Annotated in this window: 14 protein-coding genes, 1 tRNA gene and 1 pseudogene; 9 read left to right on the top strand and 7 right to left on the bottom strand. The window is 66.1% G+C overall.

Annotated elements, in window-relative coordinates; all coding sequences use genetic code 11:
- Window positions 1–203: 203 nt before the first annotated feature.
- From QMX83_RS15310 to QMX83_RS15295, 4 genes and pseudogenes are all read right to left on the bottom strand, one after another.
- Window positions 204–1,034 carry an alpha/beta hydrolase gene (locus QMX83_RS15310; RefSeq protein ID WP_282297502.1) on the bottom strand — a complete coding sequence of 277 codons (831 nt, stop codon included), beginning with the start codon at window positions 1,032–1,034 and terminating at the stop codon, window positions 204–206.
- Between the two features lie 91 nt (window positions 1,035–1,125).
- The gene (locus tag QMX83_RS15305) at window positions 1,126–1,488 is read right to left on the bottom strand and encodes a response regulator (RefSeq protein WP_282297501.1); all 363 of its coding nucleotides are present in this window, start codon (window positions 1,486–1,488) and stop codon (window positions 1,126–1,128) included.
- Between the two features lie 101 nt (window positions 1,489–1,589).
- Window positions 1,590–2,215, bottom strand: a pseudogene (locus QMX83_RS15300) (response regulator transcription factor).
- Window positions 2,212–3,654, bottom strand: a complete 1,443-nt coding sequence (locus QMX83_RS15295; RefSeq protein ID WP_282297500.1) for an ATP-binding protein — start codon at window positions 3,652–3,654, stop codon at window positions 2,212–2,214. Before QMX83_RS15295 ends, QMX83_RS15300 begins: the two are co-directional and overlap by 4 nt.
- Window positions 3,655–3,868: 214 nt before the next feature.
- Here QMX83_RS15295 and QMX83_RS15290 point away from each other — a divergent pair, with 214 nt between their 5' ends.
- The 4 genes from QMX83_RS15290 to QMX83_RS15275 are packed head-to-tail and all read left to right on the top strand — an operon-like array spanning window position 3,869 to window position 6,468.
- Window positions 3,869–4,402 (top strand): DNA starvation/stationary phase protection protein, encoded by a 534-nt coding sequence (locus QMX83_RS15290; RefSeq protein WP_282297499.1) that lies wholly within the window; start codon window positions 3,869–3,871, stop codon window positions 4,400–4,402.
- A 31-nt stretch (window positions 4,403–4,433) separates the two neighbouring features.
- Complete coding sequence (locus QMX83_RS15285; RefSeq protein ID WP_282297498.1) at window positions 4,434–4,925, top strand: peroxiredoxin; 492 nt, start codon at window positions 4,434–4,436, stop codon at window positions 4,923–4,925.
- Window positions 4,922–5,440, top strand: a complete 519-nt coding sequence (locus QMX83_RS15280) for a thioredoxin domain-containing protein (protein WP_282297497.1) — start codon at window positions 4,922–4,924, stop codon at window positions 5,438–5,440. The genes QMX83_RS15285 and QMX83_RS15280 overlap by 4 nt, the downstream gene beginning before the upstream one ends.
- Entirely contained in the window at window positions 5,440–6,468 is a 1,029-nt protein-coding gene (locus QMX83_RS15275) for a cupin domain-containing protein (protein ID WP_282297496.1), read from the top strand. The genes QMX83_RS15280 and QMX83_RS15275 overlap by 1 nt, the downstream gene beginning before the upstream one ends.
- Window positions 6,469–6,472: 4 nt before the next feature.
- On the opposite strand, the gene QMX83_RS15270 is transcribed toward QMX83_RS15275, so the two are convergent.
- Entirely contained in the window at window positions 6,473–7,288 is an 816-nt protein-coding gene (locus tag QMX83_RS15270) for a helix-turn-helix transcriptional regulator (protein ID WP_282297495.1), read from the bottom strand.
- A 73-nt stretch (window positions 7,289–7,361) separates the two neighbouring features.
- On the opposite strand from QMX83_RS15270, the gene QMX83_RS15265 reads away from it, so the two are divergent.
- Window positions 7,362–8,540 carry a YbfB/YjiJ family MFS transporter gene (locus tag QMX83_RS15265; protein ID WP_282297494.1) on the top strand — a complete coding sequence of 393 codons (1,179 nt, stop codon included), beginning with the start codon at window positions 7,362–7,364 and terminating at the stop codon, window positions 8,538–8,540.
- A 300-nt stretch (window positions 8,541–8,840) separates the two neighbouring features.
- Window positions 8,841–8,916, top strand: a tRNA-Phe gene (locus QMX83_RS15260).
- A gap of 42 nt (window positions 8,917–8,958) precedes the next feature.
- Here QMX83_RS15260 and QMX83_RS15255 read toward each other — a convergent pair.
- Both QMX83_RS15255 and QMX83_RS15250 read right to left on the bottom strand, forming a co-directional pair.
- Entirely contained in the window at window positions 8,959–9,879 is a 921-nt protein-coding gene (locus QMX83_RS15255) for an ADP-ribosylglycohydrolase family protein (protein WP_282297493.1), read from the bottom strand.
- A gap of 207 nt (window positions 9,880–10,086) precedes the next feature.
- Entirely contained in the window at window positions 10,087–10,350 is a 264-nt protein-coding gene (locus QMX83_RS15250) for a DUF1902 domain-containing protein (protein WP_282297492.1), read from the bottom strand.
- Between the two features lie 214 nt (window positions 10,351–10,564).
- Between QMX83_RS15250 and QMX83_RS15245 the strand changes: the two genes are divergently transcribed.
- The 3 genes from QMX83_RS15245 (at window position 10,565) to QMX83_RS15235 (ending at window position 13,563) form a co-directional block, all read left to right on the top strand.
- Window positions 10,565–11,101, top strand: coding sequence for a lipocalin family protein (locus QMX83_RS15245; RefSeq protein ID WP_282297491.1), 537 nt, complete (start codon window positions 10,565–10,567; stop codon window positions 11,099–11,101).
- A 134-nt stretch (window positions 11,102–11,235) separates the two neighbouring features.
- Window positions 11,236–11,721 (top strand): LEA type 2 family protein, encoded by a 486-nt coding sequence (locus QMX83_RS15240; protein WP_282297490.1) that lies wholly within the window; start codon window positions 11,236–11,238, stop codon window positions 11,719–11,721.
- Window positions 11,722–11,772: 51 nt separating this feature from the next.
- On the top strand, window positions 11,773–13,563 hold the full coding sequence (locus QMX83_RS15235; protein WP_282297489.1) for an acyl-CoA dehydrogenase C-terminal domain-containing protein: 1,791 nt from the start codon (window positions 11,773–11,775) through the stop codon (window positions 13,561–13,563).
- The last annotated feature ends 82 nt before the right edge of the window (window positions 13,564–13,645 follow it).

Genomic DNA, 13,645 nt, shown 5'->3' with positions numbered 1-13,645 from the left:
GGCGGGCGGCTGTCGAGCGACCCTACCGGGATGGATTCACGGCGCCCCCCGCAACGCCCCCCCGACCCGCCGAACACGTGAAGCCGTGAGCCGACGGTTGTTCGCACGAATCCAACAGTAGCCGGGCAGAGCCCGGCGATACGTATCCCATGCAATCAAGTGCAGGCAAGTGCAGGAACGCCAGCCAGAGGCCGGCGCACCCCTCAGCCCTGGATGAACTTCAACAGTTCGGCGTTGATGTCGTCCGCGTGCGTCGTGCACATCCCGTGCGGGTAGCCCGGGAACACCTTCAGCGTGCCCTGCTTGAGCAGCTTGATGCTCAGCTCGCTCGCATCCGCAATCGGCACGATCTGGTCGTCGTCACCGTGCAGCAGCAGCGTCGGCACGTTGATCGCCTTCAGGTCTTCAGTGAAGTCCGTTTCCGAGAACGCCTTGATGCCGTCGTAATGCGCCTGCGCGCTGCCCGTCATGCCCTGGCGCCACCAGTTGTCGATCACACCCTGCGACACCTTCGCGCCTGCGCGGTTGAAACCATAGAACGGACCGCTCGCCACATCGATGTAGAACTGCGCACGGTTCGCCGCCAGCGCCGAACGGAAGCCGTCGAATACCTCGATCGGCAGGCCACCCGGATTCTTGTCCGACTTCACCATGATCGGCGGCACCGCCGCGATCAGCACCGCCTTCGATACACGACCCGCTGCGGCACGCGCCACGTAGCGCGCCACCTGGCCGCCACCCGTCGAATGGCCAATGTGAACCGCATTCTTCAGGTCAAGATGATCAAACACTGCCGCCGCGTCAGCCACGTAATGGTCCATGTCATGACCCTCACTGCCCTGCGACGAGCGACCATGACCGCGACGGTCATGTGCGATCACCCGGTAGCCCTTGCCCAGGAAGAACAACATCTGGTTGTCCCAGTCGTCGCTCGACAGCGGCCAGCCATGATGGAACACGATCGGCTGGGCGTCCTTCGGGCCCCAGTCCTTGTAGAAAATTTCAACGCCGTCGGAAGTGGTGATGGTGCTCATGGAACGGTCTCCGGAAAGGGGGTTGGGAATTGCCAGACCACAGTAAGCAATGCATCGTTAAAACACCTTCATACCTGTGTATGACCCGCACTCACTCCAGTGCCAGCGCCAGGCAGCGCGAGATCGCCTCCGCGTCCACCGGCTTGGACAGAAACGCGATCGCGCCACGCGCCATGACCCGCTCGCGGATCGCCTCGGTGGGATAGGCGCTCATGAAAATCATCGGGAACGCATACCCTCGCGCCAGCAGCTCCTGCTGCAGCACGTCGCCATTCATCTGTGGCATCTGGATGTCGGTCAGCAGACAATCCGGGCGCTCCTCCAGCGAGGCCAGGAACGCTTCGGCCGAGGCGAAGGTACGCACCTCGTGGCCCAGCGCGCGCAGCAGGCTGGACAGCGACTGGCGCACGCCGTCGTCGTCGTCAACGATCGCAACACGGTACATCGGGTTCATCGGTTACATCCTGGGACCACAGGCCGGCCGCCGCCGACGCTGCCTTTATGCCCCAGCCGTCGCCCCGGCGGAACCATACACAGGTTTATGTCCCGCGCGCCTCAGCGCCCCGGCGCGTGCACGCCCAGCGCCTCCGCATGCCGTACCAGGTCCGCCAGCGAACGTACACCCATCTTGCGCATCACGTTGCCGCGGTGGATCTTCACGGTGATCTCACTCAGGTTCAGTACCCCCGCCACCTGCTTGTTCATCAGCCCGGCCACCACATGCGCCATCACCTCCCGCTCGGCGGGGTCAGGGTGGCGTAGCGGCTGTCCAGGCTGTCACGCGCCGCGCTCTGCTGGCGGCGCTGGCGGTCGCGCTCGATCGCCGCGCTGACCGCGTCCAGCATGTCCTGGTCGCGGAACGGCTTGGACAGAAAGTCCACCGCCCCCGCCTTCATCGCACGCACGGTCATCGGGATGTCGCCATGGCCGGTCATGAATACGATGGGCAGATGGATGCCCTGCGCGGCCAGCTGGTCCTGCAGGTCCAGGCCGCTGATTCCCGGCAGGCGCACATCCAGCACGATGCAGCCCGGTACATCCGGCAACGCGGCCTGCAACAGTTCCGCCGGCGAACCCAGCACCTGGGTCTGCAAGCCGATGGAGCGCAGCAGACTGTCCAACGCGGCGCGTACTGCCGGGTCGTCGTCCACCACCACCGCCAGCGACGTGGAACTGTTCATGCGTGTTCTCCTGCGCAGCCCAGCACCAGCCGGAAGGTTGCCCCCTGCCCCGGGGTGCTGTGCACGGAGAGCTGCCCGCCGTGCGCCTCCGCCGTGGAGCGGCAGATCGCCAGGCCCATGCCCATGCCGTGCGGCTTGGTGGTGAAGAAGGGTTTGAACAAGGTGTCCAGATGCGCCGCGTCGATACCAGGTCCGTTGTCGCTGATGCTGATCACCACCGCGCCGCGTTCGCCCGGCTGGGCGTCCACGCACAGCTGCCGCGCGTGCGGCTGCCCGGCCATGGCCTGGCTGGCGTTGATCATCAGGTTCACCAGCACCTGCTGAAGCTGCACGCCATCGCCGTGTACGGCAGGCAATCCTGCCTCCACCGCCACCCGCAGCTGCACCGCTTCACGGTTGAGCTCGTGCTGCACCAGCCGCGCCGATTCGTCGATCAGCGCCGGCACCGTCAACACCTCGCGCGGCGTGCTGCTCTTGGCCAGGAACGCGCGCACGCGTTTGACGATCTCGCTGGCGCGCCGGGCCTCGGCTACGCTGCGGGTGATCGCCGCATCCACTTCCTGCAGGTCCGGCTGCTCGCGGTGCAGCCAACGCAGGCCGGCTTCGCCATTGGTCACCACGGCCATCAGGGGCTGATTGACCTCATGGGCGAGCGTGGCGGTCAGTTCGCCCAGCGTGGCCACGCGCATGGCATGGGCCAGTTCGGACTGCGCGCGCATGACCGCGTCCTGCGCGCGGCGGCGTTCGGTGACATCGGTATGGGTTTCCAGCACGCCGACCACGCGCCCGCGCGCATCGCGCTGCACCACCCAGCGGCTGTCGAGCACGCGCCATTCGCCGTCGCGGGTGCGCTGTTCCAGCGTGCCTTCCCAGCTGCCCAGCGACAGCAGCAAGGCTTCCACCGTCTCGCGCTGCTGCGGGTAACGGGTGCCGAGCAGGGTGTCCGCCACGCAGCCCACAGCTTCTTCTGACGACCAGCCATACATCTGCTCGGCCGTCCGGTTCCAGAACGTGATGACGCCGAAGCGGTCACGCACGAAGATCATGTCGTGCGAAAGGTCCAGCAGCCGTGCCTGCGCGCCGAGGCGCTGCATGGCGTCCTGGTGCTGCAGGGCCAGTACGGCGGTGATGCCAATGGCGGCCAGGCTGACCATGGCGCGGAAGGTCTGCGCGCCGACGTGATTGAAACCGTGCGAATCCACGTAGGCCAGCACGGTCAGCACGATGCCGGCCAGCGCCATGGCCACAATGTCGCCACGACGCCCGGTACGTGCGACCAGCAGCACGCTCACCACGTACAGCACGGCCACCGCGCCTTCCAGGGTGGTGAGCACGTCAATCAGGAAGATGCCGAGGGTGAGCAGCGCCGCCGCCACGCGGAACGCGGTGCGGTGCGGTTTACCCAAGGCAGCGGCAACTGCGGGGGATGTGGGGGACACGGTCCTTGCCTCCAGGCGGGCCAACCGCCACCGGTGCGGCGATGGCGCGTCAGTATCCCCCGGCGGCGCGGTGGACTGATCCCTCCATCGGGGGATGTCCAGCACCCCCGGCCCGAGCCGGCACACACTTTGGTATGAGGCGGAGAAACGATGGCGCAATGTCGCCCGGGGCCATTGCTGCCTAGTCTGGCTACGTCTTCCACGGAGCCTCACGATGAACAGCCTCGCCAACACCCCCGATTCCCCGCTGGCCCGCCAGCGCGCCGCGCTGAATACGCCCACCGACCTGGGAGCCAAGGCCAGCAAGGACATTGCCGCCGCGCTGACCGTACTGCTTGCCGATGTGTTCGCGCTGTACCTGAAGACCAAGAACTTCCACTGGCATCTGTCCGGCCCGCACTTCCGCGACTACCACCTGATGCTGGATGAACAGGGCGAGCAGATCTTCGCCACCACCGATGCGATTGCCGAGCGGGCACGCAAGGTCGGCGGCACCACGCTGCGCTCGATCGGGCAGATTCACCGCATCCAGCGTCTGCTCGACAACGACGCCGATTACGTGAGCCCGGAAGACATGCTGGCCGAACTGGCCGACGACAACCGCCGCCTCACCGGCTTCCTGCGCGGCACGCACGGCGTGTGCAGCGAGTACAACGACGTGGCCACCGCCAGCCTGATTGAAAACTGGATCGACGAAGCCGAACGCCGCAGCTGGTTCCTGTTCGAGACCACCCGCAGCCGTCGCTGATTCCTCATCTCCTCCCCCACGGAGTTGTGTCATGTCTGCCAATCGCCTTCCCGTTCCTGCCGGAAGTGCAGCACCGGACTTCTCGCTGCCGGCAACCGCCGACCAGCGCCTGAGTCTGAGGGAGCTGCGCGGCCATCCGGTGATCCTGGCGTTCTACCCCGCCGACTGGAGCCCGGTCTGCGGCGACCAGCTGGCGCTCTACAACCAGCTGCTGCCGGAGTTTCGTCGCTACGGCGCACAGCTGGTCGGCATCTCGGTGGACGGCGTGTGGTGCCACGCCGCCTTCGCCGAGCAGCGCCATCTGCACTTCCCGCTGCTGGCCGATTTCCAGCCGAAAGGCGAGGTAGCACGCCGGTACGGCGCGTATCGCGAACAGGACGGCGTGTGCGAGCGCGCGTTGTTCGTGATTGATGCGGAGGGGATGGTGCGCTGGAGCTATGTGTCGCCGCTGGGGATCAATCCCGGGGCCGATGGAATTCTCGAGGCGCTGCAGGCGCTGAACACCACTGGAGTCCTCTCATGAGCCGTCTTCTCGTTCCCGTCAGCAGCTTCGACCACATCCAGGGTCCGGAGGACGCCGCCATCACCCTGGTGGAATACGGCGACTACCAGTGCCCGTACTGCGGCGAAGCCTACCCGGTGATCAAGGAAGTCCAACGCATGCTCGGCTCGCGCATGCGCTTCGTGTTCCGCAACTTCCCGATCACCGAAATGCACCCCAACGCGCTGCCCGCGGCACGCTTCGCCGAAGCCGCCGCTATTGCCGGGCGCTTCTGGGAAGCCCACGACCTGCTCTATCAGAACCAGCAGGCGCTGGAGCCTGCCGACCTGCTGCGCTACGCCGCGCAGCTGCGGGTCGATCACACCCTGCTGCAGGCCGCGACGGATGGCAACTTCGACCCGCGCATCGAGCGCGACTTCATGGGCGGTGTGCGCAGCGGCGTGAACGGAACGCCATCGCTGTTCATCAACGGACGCCGTTACGATGGTCCGCGCGACGTGGAAAGCCTGATCGATGCACTGGGCGTGGTGGCCTGATGAACGCCTCCCGCCACGTCCGCTCACTGTGGAATGCCACACCGGTGCATGACGACGCGCTGGGCACCATCCGTCGTGTTACCGCCGACGAACTGCCACTGCTGGAGCGCCTCTCGATCAAACGCCTGCTGCTGGCACCCGGCAGCATCCGCGAGCCGCATTGGCATGCCAATGCGAATGAGCTGGGCTACGTGCTTTCCGGCACGGTACTGATCACCATCGTCGACAATGCCGATGCGATCAGCACCCTGCAGGTCAGCGCCGGGCAGATGTTCCATATCAACAGCGGCGCGCTGCATGCCATCGAGAACGTAGGTAATGGCGAGGCGGAGCTGATCATCGTGTTCAGCCATGAGCGGCCGCAGGACTTCTCGCTGCACGCGGCGTTTGGGTCGATGTCGAACGCCGTGCTCGGCAACACCTACGACTTGGCGTCGGAGGCCTTTGCCGGGCTCAAGCGCGATACCACCTCGCCGTATCTGGTGCAGCGCGCGGGACCGCCGGTGATACCCGAAGGCGCCGACCGGGTTGATCCGCACCGCTTCGATATCGAAGCCCAGTCACCGCCGGTCGATTTCGCCTACGGCCAGGCGCGGGTATCGCGCACCCAGTTCTGGCCGGCACTGCGCAATCTGTCCATGTACTCGCTGCGGATCGCCGACGACGGCATGCGCGAGCCGCACTGGCATCCGGACACCGCCGAGCTGGGTTATGTGCATCGCGGGCATGCGCGGATGAGCATCCTGGACCCGGACGGTTCGGTGGATACCTACCTGCTGCAGCCGGGCGATGTGTACTTCATTCCGCGTGCGTATCCGCATCAGATCGAAGCGCTGGGCGAGGATATCCACTTCCTGGTGTTCTTCGACCAGCCCACGCCGGGCGATGTGGGCTACCGGCTGGCCGCGTCGGCATTTGCACCGGGCGTGCTGGCGGCCACCTTCGGCGTGGACGCGGCGCAGTTGCCGGAATTTCCGCGTGTGGTCGAGGATCCGTTGATCGTGGCACGGCGCAATCCGGTCGATTGATCGATTACGCCGCGCGCGATTTTCGCCACTGCAGCGGGCTCATGCCGGTCTCCACCCGGAACATGTAATTGAACGCCGAGGCCGACGCATAGCCCAGCTCATGCGCGATCAGCGTCGGCGAGCGCCCTTGCGCCAGCCATTCGATCGCCCGCAGCAGGCGCAGGCGGGTGCGCCAGGCGCGCAGGTTCATGCCGGTCTCCCGCTCGAACTGGCGCGCGAGCGTGCGCGACGACGCGCCCAGCTGGCGCGCCCACGCGTCCACGCCACGCGCGTCGGCCGGCTGGTCGTACAGTGCCTGGCACCAGCGCTGCAGTCGCGCGTCCTGCGGCCACGGCAGATGCCGGGTGTGCTGCGGCTGCCGGCGCAGCTGCGCTGTGACCAGCGCACACAACTGCGCGTAGTAGGCGGCGTCGTCCTGCGGGCGCACCTGGCCCAGCTCCACGATCAGCTCGCGCAGCAGCGGTGAGACTTCCAGCACCACGCACTGCGATGGCATGCCCAGCGCCACGTCATCGGCCAGATACAGGTTGCGGAACGCTGCCGGACCCAGTGCGCCGGTGTGATGCACGGTGCCGGTAGGCACCCACAGCGCCTGCTGCGGTGAGATCACATGGCGGGCGTGGGCCACGGTGACCTGCAGGACGCCCTCGGTGGCGAACACCAGCTGGTTCCAGGCATGCACATGCGGTGGGAAGCGTTCCCCCGCCGCCAGTTCCTGGCTGCGGGCGACCACAGGCCAGGGCAGCGGAAGATGCTGCTCGGGTACCGGTACCTCGCGCCAGGTGGCGGGGGTAGCTGAGGCGTGGCGGCTGATCGACATGATGGGTCATTCTATCGAAAGACAGTCGTTCCGACCTGCCCGAGCATGGCCGGACCCTCTCCTGGAACCGACCATGCCCGTTTCCACCTCCCTGCGGCCCTGGCAGGTCATCTGTGCCGGCATCAGCGCGCTGGTGCTCAGCGTGGGCATCGCCCGCTTCGCCTACACACCCTTGCTGCCGCTGATGCGGCTGGACGCAGGGCTCAGCCCGGCGATGGGCGGCTGGCTGGCCACCTTCAATTACCTGGGCTATCTGCTGGGCACCCTGCTGGTGGCGCGGGTGGGCGACATGCAGCTGAAGTTCCGCTTCTATCGGGTGGGCCTGCTGCTGGCAGTGGCCAGCACCGCGCTGATGGCGGTCACCACCACGCCCGCGCTATGGGCCGCGCTGCGCCTGGTGGCCGGGCTGTCCAGCACGGCGGGGCTGCTGCTGGCGTCCGGCCTGGTGCTGAACTGGCTGCTGGCGCACCGGCACCGTCCGCGCCTGGGCCTGCACTTCGCCGGGCTCGGACTGGGCATCGTGGTATCGGGCGTGGCGACCGGCCTGCTGGCCGGGCACGCGACCTCGAGTGTTCAATGGGGCTGGCTGGCCGCGGTAGGCGCGCTGTTCCTGATCCCCGCATGGGGCTGGATGCCGGCCCCCGCGCCCACCTCGGCGACGCAGGCGGCGCAGGCCCCTGCCCCGCCGAGCCGCCGCTGGCGGCAGTTGTTGATCACGGCCTACTTCTGCGCCGGCATCGGCTTCGTGGTCAGCGCCACCTTCATCGTGGCGATCCTGGAGCAGACGCCAGCGTTCCAAGGCCACGGCAGCGCGGTGTGGATACTGGTCGGGCTGGCGGCAGTGCCGTCCACGTTCGCCTGGGACCGGGTGGCCTCGGCGATGGGACTGATCCGCGCCCTGATGCTGGCCTTCGCCCTGCAGGCGGCCTCGTTCGTGCTGCCGCTGCTGGACGACGGACTCTGGGCCGGGCTGGGCAGCGCGTTGCTGTTCGGGCTCACCTTCGCCGGCATCGTCAGCCTGACCCTCACCGTGATCGGCCGGCACTACCCACAGAACCCGGCCAAAGCGATGGCCACACTCACCCTCAGCTACGGCGTGGCGCAGATCCTGGCTCCAGCGTTCGCCGGCACCCTCGCGCGCAGCAGCGGCTCCTACCAGGCCTCATTGCTGCTGGCGGCGATCGCGATGACGGTCGGCATCTTCCTGCTGGCGGCAATGCCGGATGATCCGCGTGACCGTGCTTCGCACTGAACGCGCGCAACTGCATGAATTGCTGTTCATGCGGCTTGCGCGCTTGATCGCTGGGATGCGGGCTGGAAGCCCGGTAGGGTCGCACGTCAGTCGACCGCCGATGACGGCTCAACACCCGGGAAGGCATGACCCCGAATCGATGAGCGCCCTCCACCGCACCAACAACGAACGATCAAGCACTTACCAACGTTCCAACCGTGCCCAGCCATCAATGTGAAATTTTTTTTGCGAAATGCTTGCCCAAATCCGCAGACCTCCGTATAGTTCGCCTCCTCGCCAGCGGCAACGCAGCGATGAAGTGGCCGAGTAGCTCAGTTGGTAGAGCAGGGGATTGAAAATCCCCGTGTCGGCGGTTCGATTCCGTCCTCGGCCACCATAATTCGAAAGACCTGCAGAAATGCAGGTCTTTTTTTTGCCTTCAGCGCGCCTGGATCGCGCGTTGCGCCAACGCCGCCGCATGCAACGCATCGGCCAACTGCTCGATGTCCGCGCGTTGATGCAGACGTTCAAGCCAGTGCGCGGGCAATCCGGAAACACCGTAGAACGCACCCGCCACCTGCCCCACCACGGCGGCGGTGGTATCGGCATCATCACCGAGGTTCGCAGCAGCGAGTACGGCATCGGCAAAGCTGTCGGTGTTTGCGAAACACCACAACGCCGCTTCCAGACTGTGCACGACGTAACCGGTGCCATGGATCTGATCGCGCGACTTGCTGAGGTAACTGCCTTCGGCGATGCCACGCAGGCCTTCGCTGCTCGCCTCGACCGCTTCCAGATTCAGCACGTCATCCTTGCCCCGCCCGTGCAGCGCGCGCGCCAACACGGTGGCGAACAGCCGGCAGGCCTCCAGGCACTCGTCGGCAGCATGGGTGGTACGCGAACTGAGCACCGCCATCTCCAGCATCTCGGGGGCATCGAGGTAGCGCAGCACCACCGGAGCCAATCGCATGATCGAGCCATTGCCTGCACTGTTCGGATCATCACTACCGGCCAGCGGTTCGCCAGTGACAAGGAACGTATGCAATGCACTACGCGTGGCATTGCCGATATCGAAGCAGGTGCCCGTCGAGCTCCAGTACCCATGCTGGTACCAGTTGGCGTAGCGGTTCATCTGGTCGCGCGCGTCAAAGCCACCACAACGCACCAGACTCTCCGCCAGACACATCGCCATCGAAGTGTCGTCCGTCCACTGCCCGGCCTTGAGTCCGAACGGGCCACCGCCGACCATGTCAGAAAGCGGAGTGAAACTTCCGCGCGGGCTGAATTCCACCGTGGTGCCCACGGCGTCGCCGCAGGCCAGTCCGAGCAATGCGCCGCGATATCTGTCTTGTCTGTCCATGGGGCATTCTATTGCCGAAGATTGCTTTCCGCAGAAGCCGATTGGCGCTCATGATCAGTAGCGGTGTCGATTTGAGGTCATGCGTTACCGGATGTTGGGTGTTTCACGGCCGTCGTCTGTCGACCGACGCTACCTGGCCTACGTGCCATCGATCCTCCATGACCACATACCCCCTGACGCGCCAGTCCGCCGACGATTCACTGTGACTTACAAGCTGCGCTCAAAATCAGCGGGTGCGTCCTGCCTGCACACACCCGCCGCCCGCAGCAGGTCAGGGACGCGCAGCGTCGCCTCACGCGCGGCGTCTTCGTATGTACTCGCTTCAACCCTCAGCCCTGGCAGATCCGTACTGGTGCCGACGAATACGTTGGCTTCCTCATCGTGATCGATGTCCAAACGGATGGTGGTGGGGACACCCCATCGCGCGAGGAAGCGGCCCAACGGCCAACCCAAGCGGTAATGCAGATTCATTTCGCCCTCCTGCTGCAGCGAACCCATCGCTGCGCTCTGACTAAAAGGGTAGACAGGAACAGCGGGCATCACGATTGGGATTAGCGACAGGTGTTGGCGGAATTGGCCCGGTGTTGGTAAAGCAGCGGGGCAAGCCCCGCTCTACGCACACGGAATTTTTACATTCCGTCCCACCCTGCCCCCTAAGCTCTGGCCTCCTGCCCGGGAGACCTGTATGCGCCTTCGCCCTGCCCTGCTTTCCATTGGCCTGTTGTGGACGGCGTTTGCTGCCAGTGCTGTTGAACCGGTGCGCTCGGTGCCGGCGCTGGACATGGGCCGTTATGCCGGGCAGTGGCATGAGATCGCACACCTGCCGGTGTCGTTCCAGAAAAAGTGCCTGGGCGACATCACCGCGACCTATGCGCTGCGCGGCGACGGAAGGATCAGTGTGTACAACGCCTGCCGCACGGCCGAAGGGAAGATCGCGGCGGAAGGCGTGGCGCGCCCGGTGGAAGGTGAGCCGGGGCAGCTGCAGGTGCGGTTCGCGCCGGACTGGTTGTCGTGGGTGCCGTTTGTCTGGGCCGACTACTGGGTGATCGCGCTGGATCCGGACTACCAGTGGGTGGTGGTAGGCGATCCGGGGCACAAGTACCTGTGGATTCTGTCGCGGTCGCCGTCGATGGACGCGCGGCTGTTTGCTGAATTGAAGGGCAAGGCCGAGGCGATGGGGTATGACCTGGGGCCGTTGCGGGTGATGGCACCGGTGGAGTGAGCAGCCGGGCAAAGTCCGGCGATACGGGGTTGGTCAACGTCATGGTGCCGCCATAGGATGGCCCGGGTGCCGTACACCCCCACAACCACCATACGCCGTAGTATGCTCTTCACCCTGCACGAGGATTCACGCCCATGTTCCACCGCCTTCGTCCCCTTCTGATCCTGGCCCTGCTGGCGGGCACCGCCGTGGCGCTGACCGCCTGCAACCGCACCGTGAAGCGGGTCTCGCCGCCGGCGGCGAGCGTGCAGCAGCTGACGGTGCAGGCCGATGGCAGCTGGACCCTGGTGCTGCGTCTGCAGAACTTCAGTTCCATGCCCATGACCTTCGACAGCGTGAACCTGCAGATGCAGGTCAGCGACCAGGATGCTGGCGCGGTGACCGCCAGCCCGGCGATGTCCATTGGCGGGGTGTCGGCGGATGTCGTCAACGTCACCCTCAAGCCCAGCTCGGCCGCGCGCATCGTGGTGGCCGACGCCCTGGCCGGCAACCGCACCCTGAGCTACAGCCTCAAGGGCACGGTGGCGGCCACCCCGGAAGACAAGAAACAACGCAGCTTCGATATCACCAGCCGCAGCACCCTCAACCAGGCCCCGGGCCTGCCGGGCGTGTTGCGCTGACCCGACGGCCCCCGCCGCCCACCCTTTCCAGCATGTGATCGAGACCCAACGATGAGCAGCTACACCGCACCGCTTTCCGATATCCGTTTCGCCCTGCACGACGTTCTGAAGGCCGAGTCGCTGTTCGCGCGGCTGGGCTTCGCCGATGCCACCACCGACGTGGTCGATGCGGTGCTGGAAGAAGCCGGGCGCTTCAGCGCCGGCGTGCTGGCTCCGCTCAACAGCGTGGGCGACGAGATCGGCTGCGTGCTGGACCAGGCCACCGGCGAAGTGACCACGCCGCCGGGCTTCAAGCAGGCCTACGACCAGTTCGTGGAAGGCGGCTGGACCGGCCTGACCGCCGCGCCGGAACTGGGCGGCCAGGGCCTGCCGCACACGCTGGGTGTGCCGCTGAACGAAATGATCAACGCCGCCAACCTGGCATGGGGCAACTTCCCGCTGCTCTCGCACGGTGCGATTGAAGCGCTGAAGCAGCACGGCGAGGCGTGGCAGCAGGAGGCCTTCCTGAAGCCGCTGATCGAAGGCCGCTGGACCGGCACCATGTGCCTGACCGAACCGCACTGCGGCACCGACCTGGGCCTGCTCAAGACCAAGGCCGAGCCGAACGCCGATGGCAGCTACGCCATCACCGGCACCAAGATCTTCATCACCGCCGGCGAGCACGACCTCACCGACAACATCGTGCACCTGGTGCTGGCCAAGCTGCCGGACGCACCGGCCGGTGCCAAGGGCATTTCGCTGTTCGTCACCCCGAAGTTCAAAGTGGACCGCGACGGCAACGTCGGCGAACGCAACGCGCTGCGCTGCGGTTCCATCGAGCACAAGATGGGCATCAAGGGTTCGGTCACCTGCGTGATGAACTTCGACGGCGCGCAGGGCTATCTGGTGGGTCAGCCGCACAAGGGCCTGCAGGCGATGTTTACGATGATGAACACCGCCCGCCTGGGTGTCGGCCTGCAGGGCATCGGCCTGTCCGAGCGCGCCTACCAGAACGCGCTGAAGTACGCGCGTGGGCGCCTGCAGTCGCGTTCGCTGAGCGGCCCGAAGAATCCGGACAAGCCGGCCGACCCGATCCTGGTGCACCCGGATGTGCGCCGCATGCTGCTGTCGATCAAGTCGCTGGTGGAAGGCAGCCGTCTGCTGGCGCTGCACGCGGCGACGCTGATCGACGTGGCTCACCACGCTGAAGACGCCGCCGAGCGCGAGCGCGCGGAAACGCTGGTGAGCTTCCTCACCCCCATTTCCAAGGCCTGCCAGACCGAATGGGGCATCGAGAATACTTACAACGCCCTGCAGTGCTTCGGCGGTCACGGCTATATCCGCGAGCACGGCATGGAGCAGTTGGCGCGCGATGCACGCATCACCACCCTGTATGAAGGCACCACCGGCATCCAGGCACTGGACCTGATCGGCCGCAAGACCGCCGCCAGCCAGGGGGCCGGCCTGAAGCTGATGCTGGCCGAGATCGAGGCCTTCGCCAAGGCCAATGAAGGCAACGAGGCGCTGGCCGAGTTCATTGCCCCGCTGCGCGCCAAGGCGCAGGAATGGGGTCAGCTGACCATGGCCACCCTGCAGCGCGCGGCCTCCAACCCGGAAGAACTGGGCGCGGCCAGCTTCGACTACCTGTTCTATTCCGGCTATGTGGTGCTGGCCTACTGGTGGGCGCGCAGCGTGGCCGCAGCGGATGCTTCCGCGCAGAGCGACGCCTTCAAGCAGGCCAAGCGCGAAACCGCCCGCTTCTACTTCGCGCGCATGCTGCCGCGCACCCTCAGCCACGCCGCCGCCATCCAGGCCGGTGCCGAGCCGCTGATGGCCATGGAAGACGCGCGTTTCGGGGCGTAAGCCCTAGCCACGCTCGACGGTAGCGCCGGCCGTTGGCCGGCCCATGCATGACCTTCAACGTTCATGAGGGCCGGCCAACGGC

Origin of the sequence: Stenotrophomonas sp. PS02289, assembly GCF_029960115.1 — a bacterium.
Taxonomy (GTDB): Bacteria; Pseudomonadota; Gammaproteobacteria; order Xanthomonadales; family Xanthomonadaceae; genus Stenotrophomonas.
The sequence above is the reverse complement of the archived record's forward strand: the minus strand, read 5'-3'. Positions and strand labels throughout refer to the sequence as shown.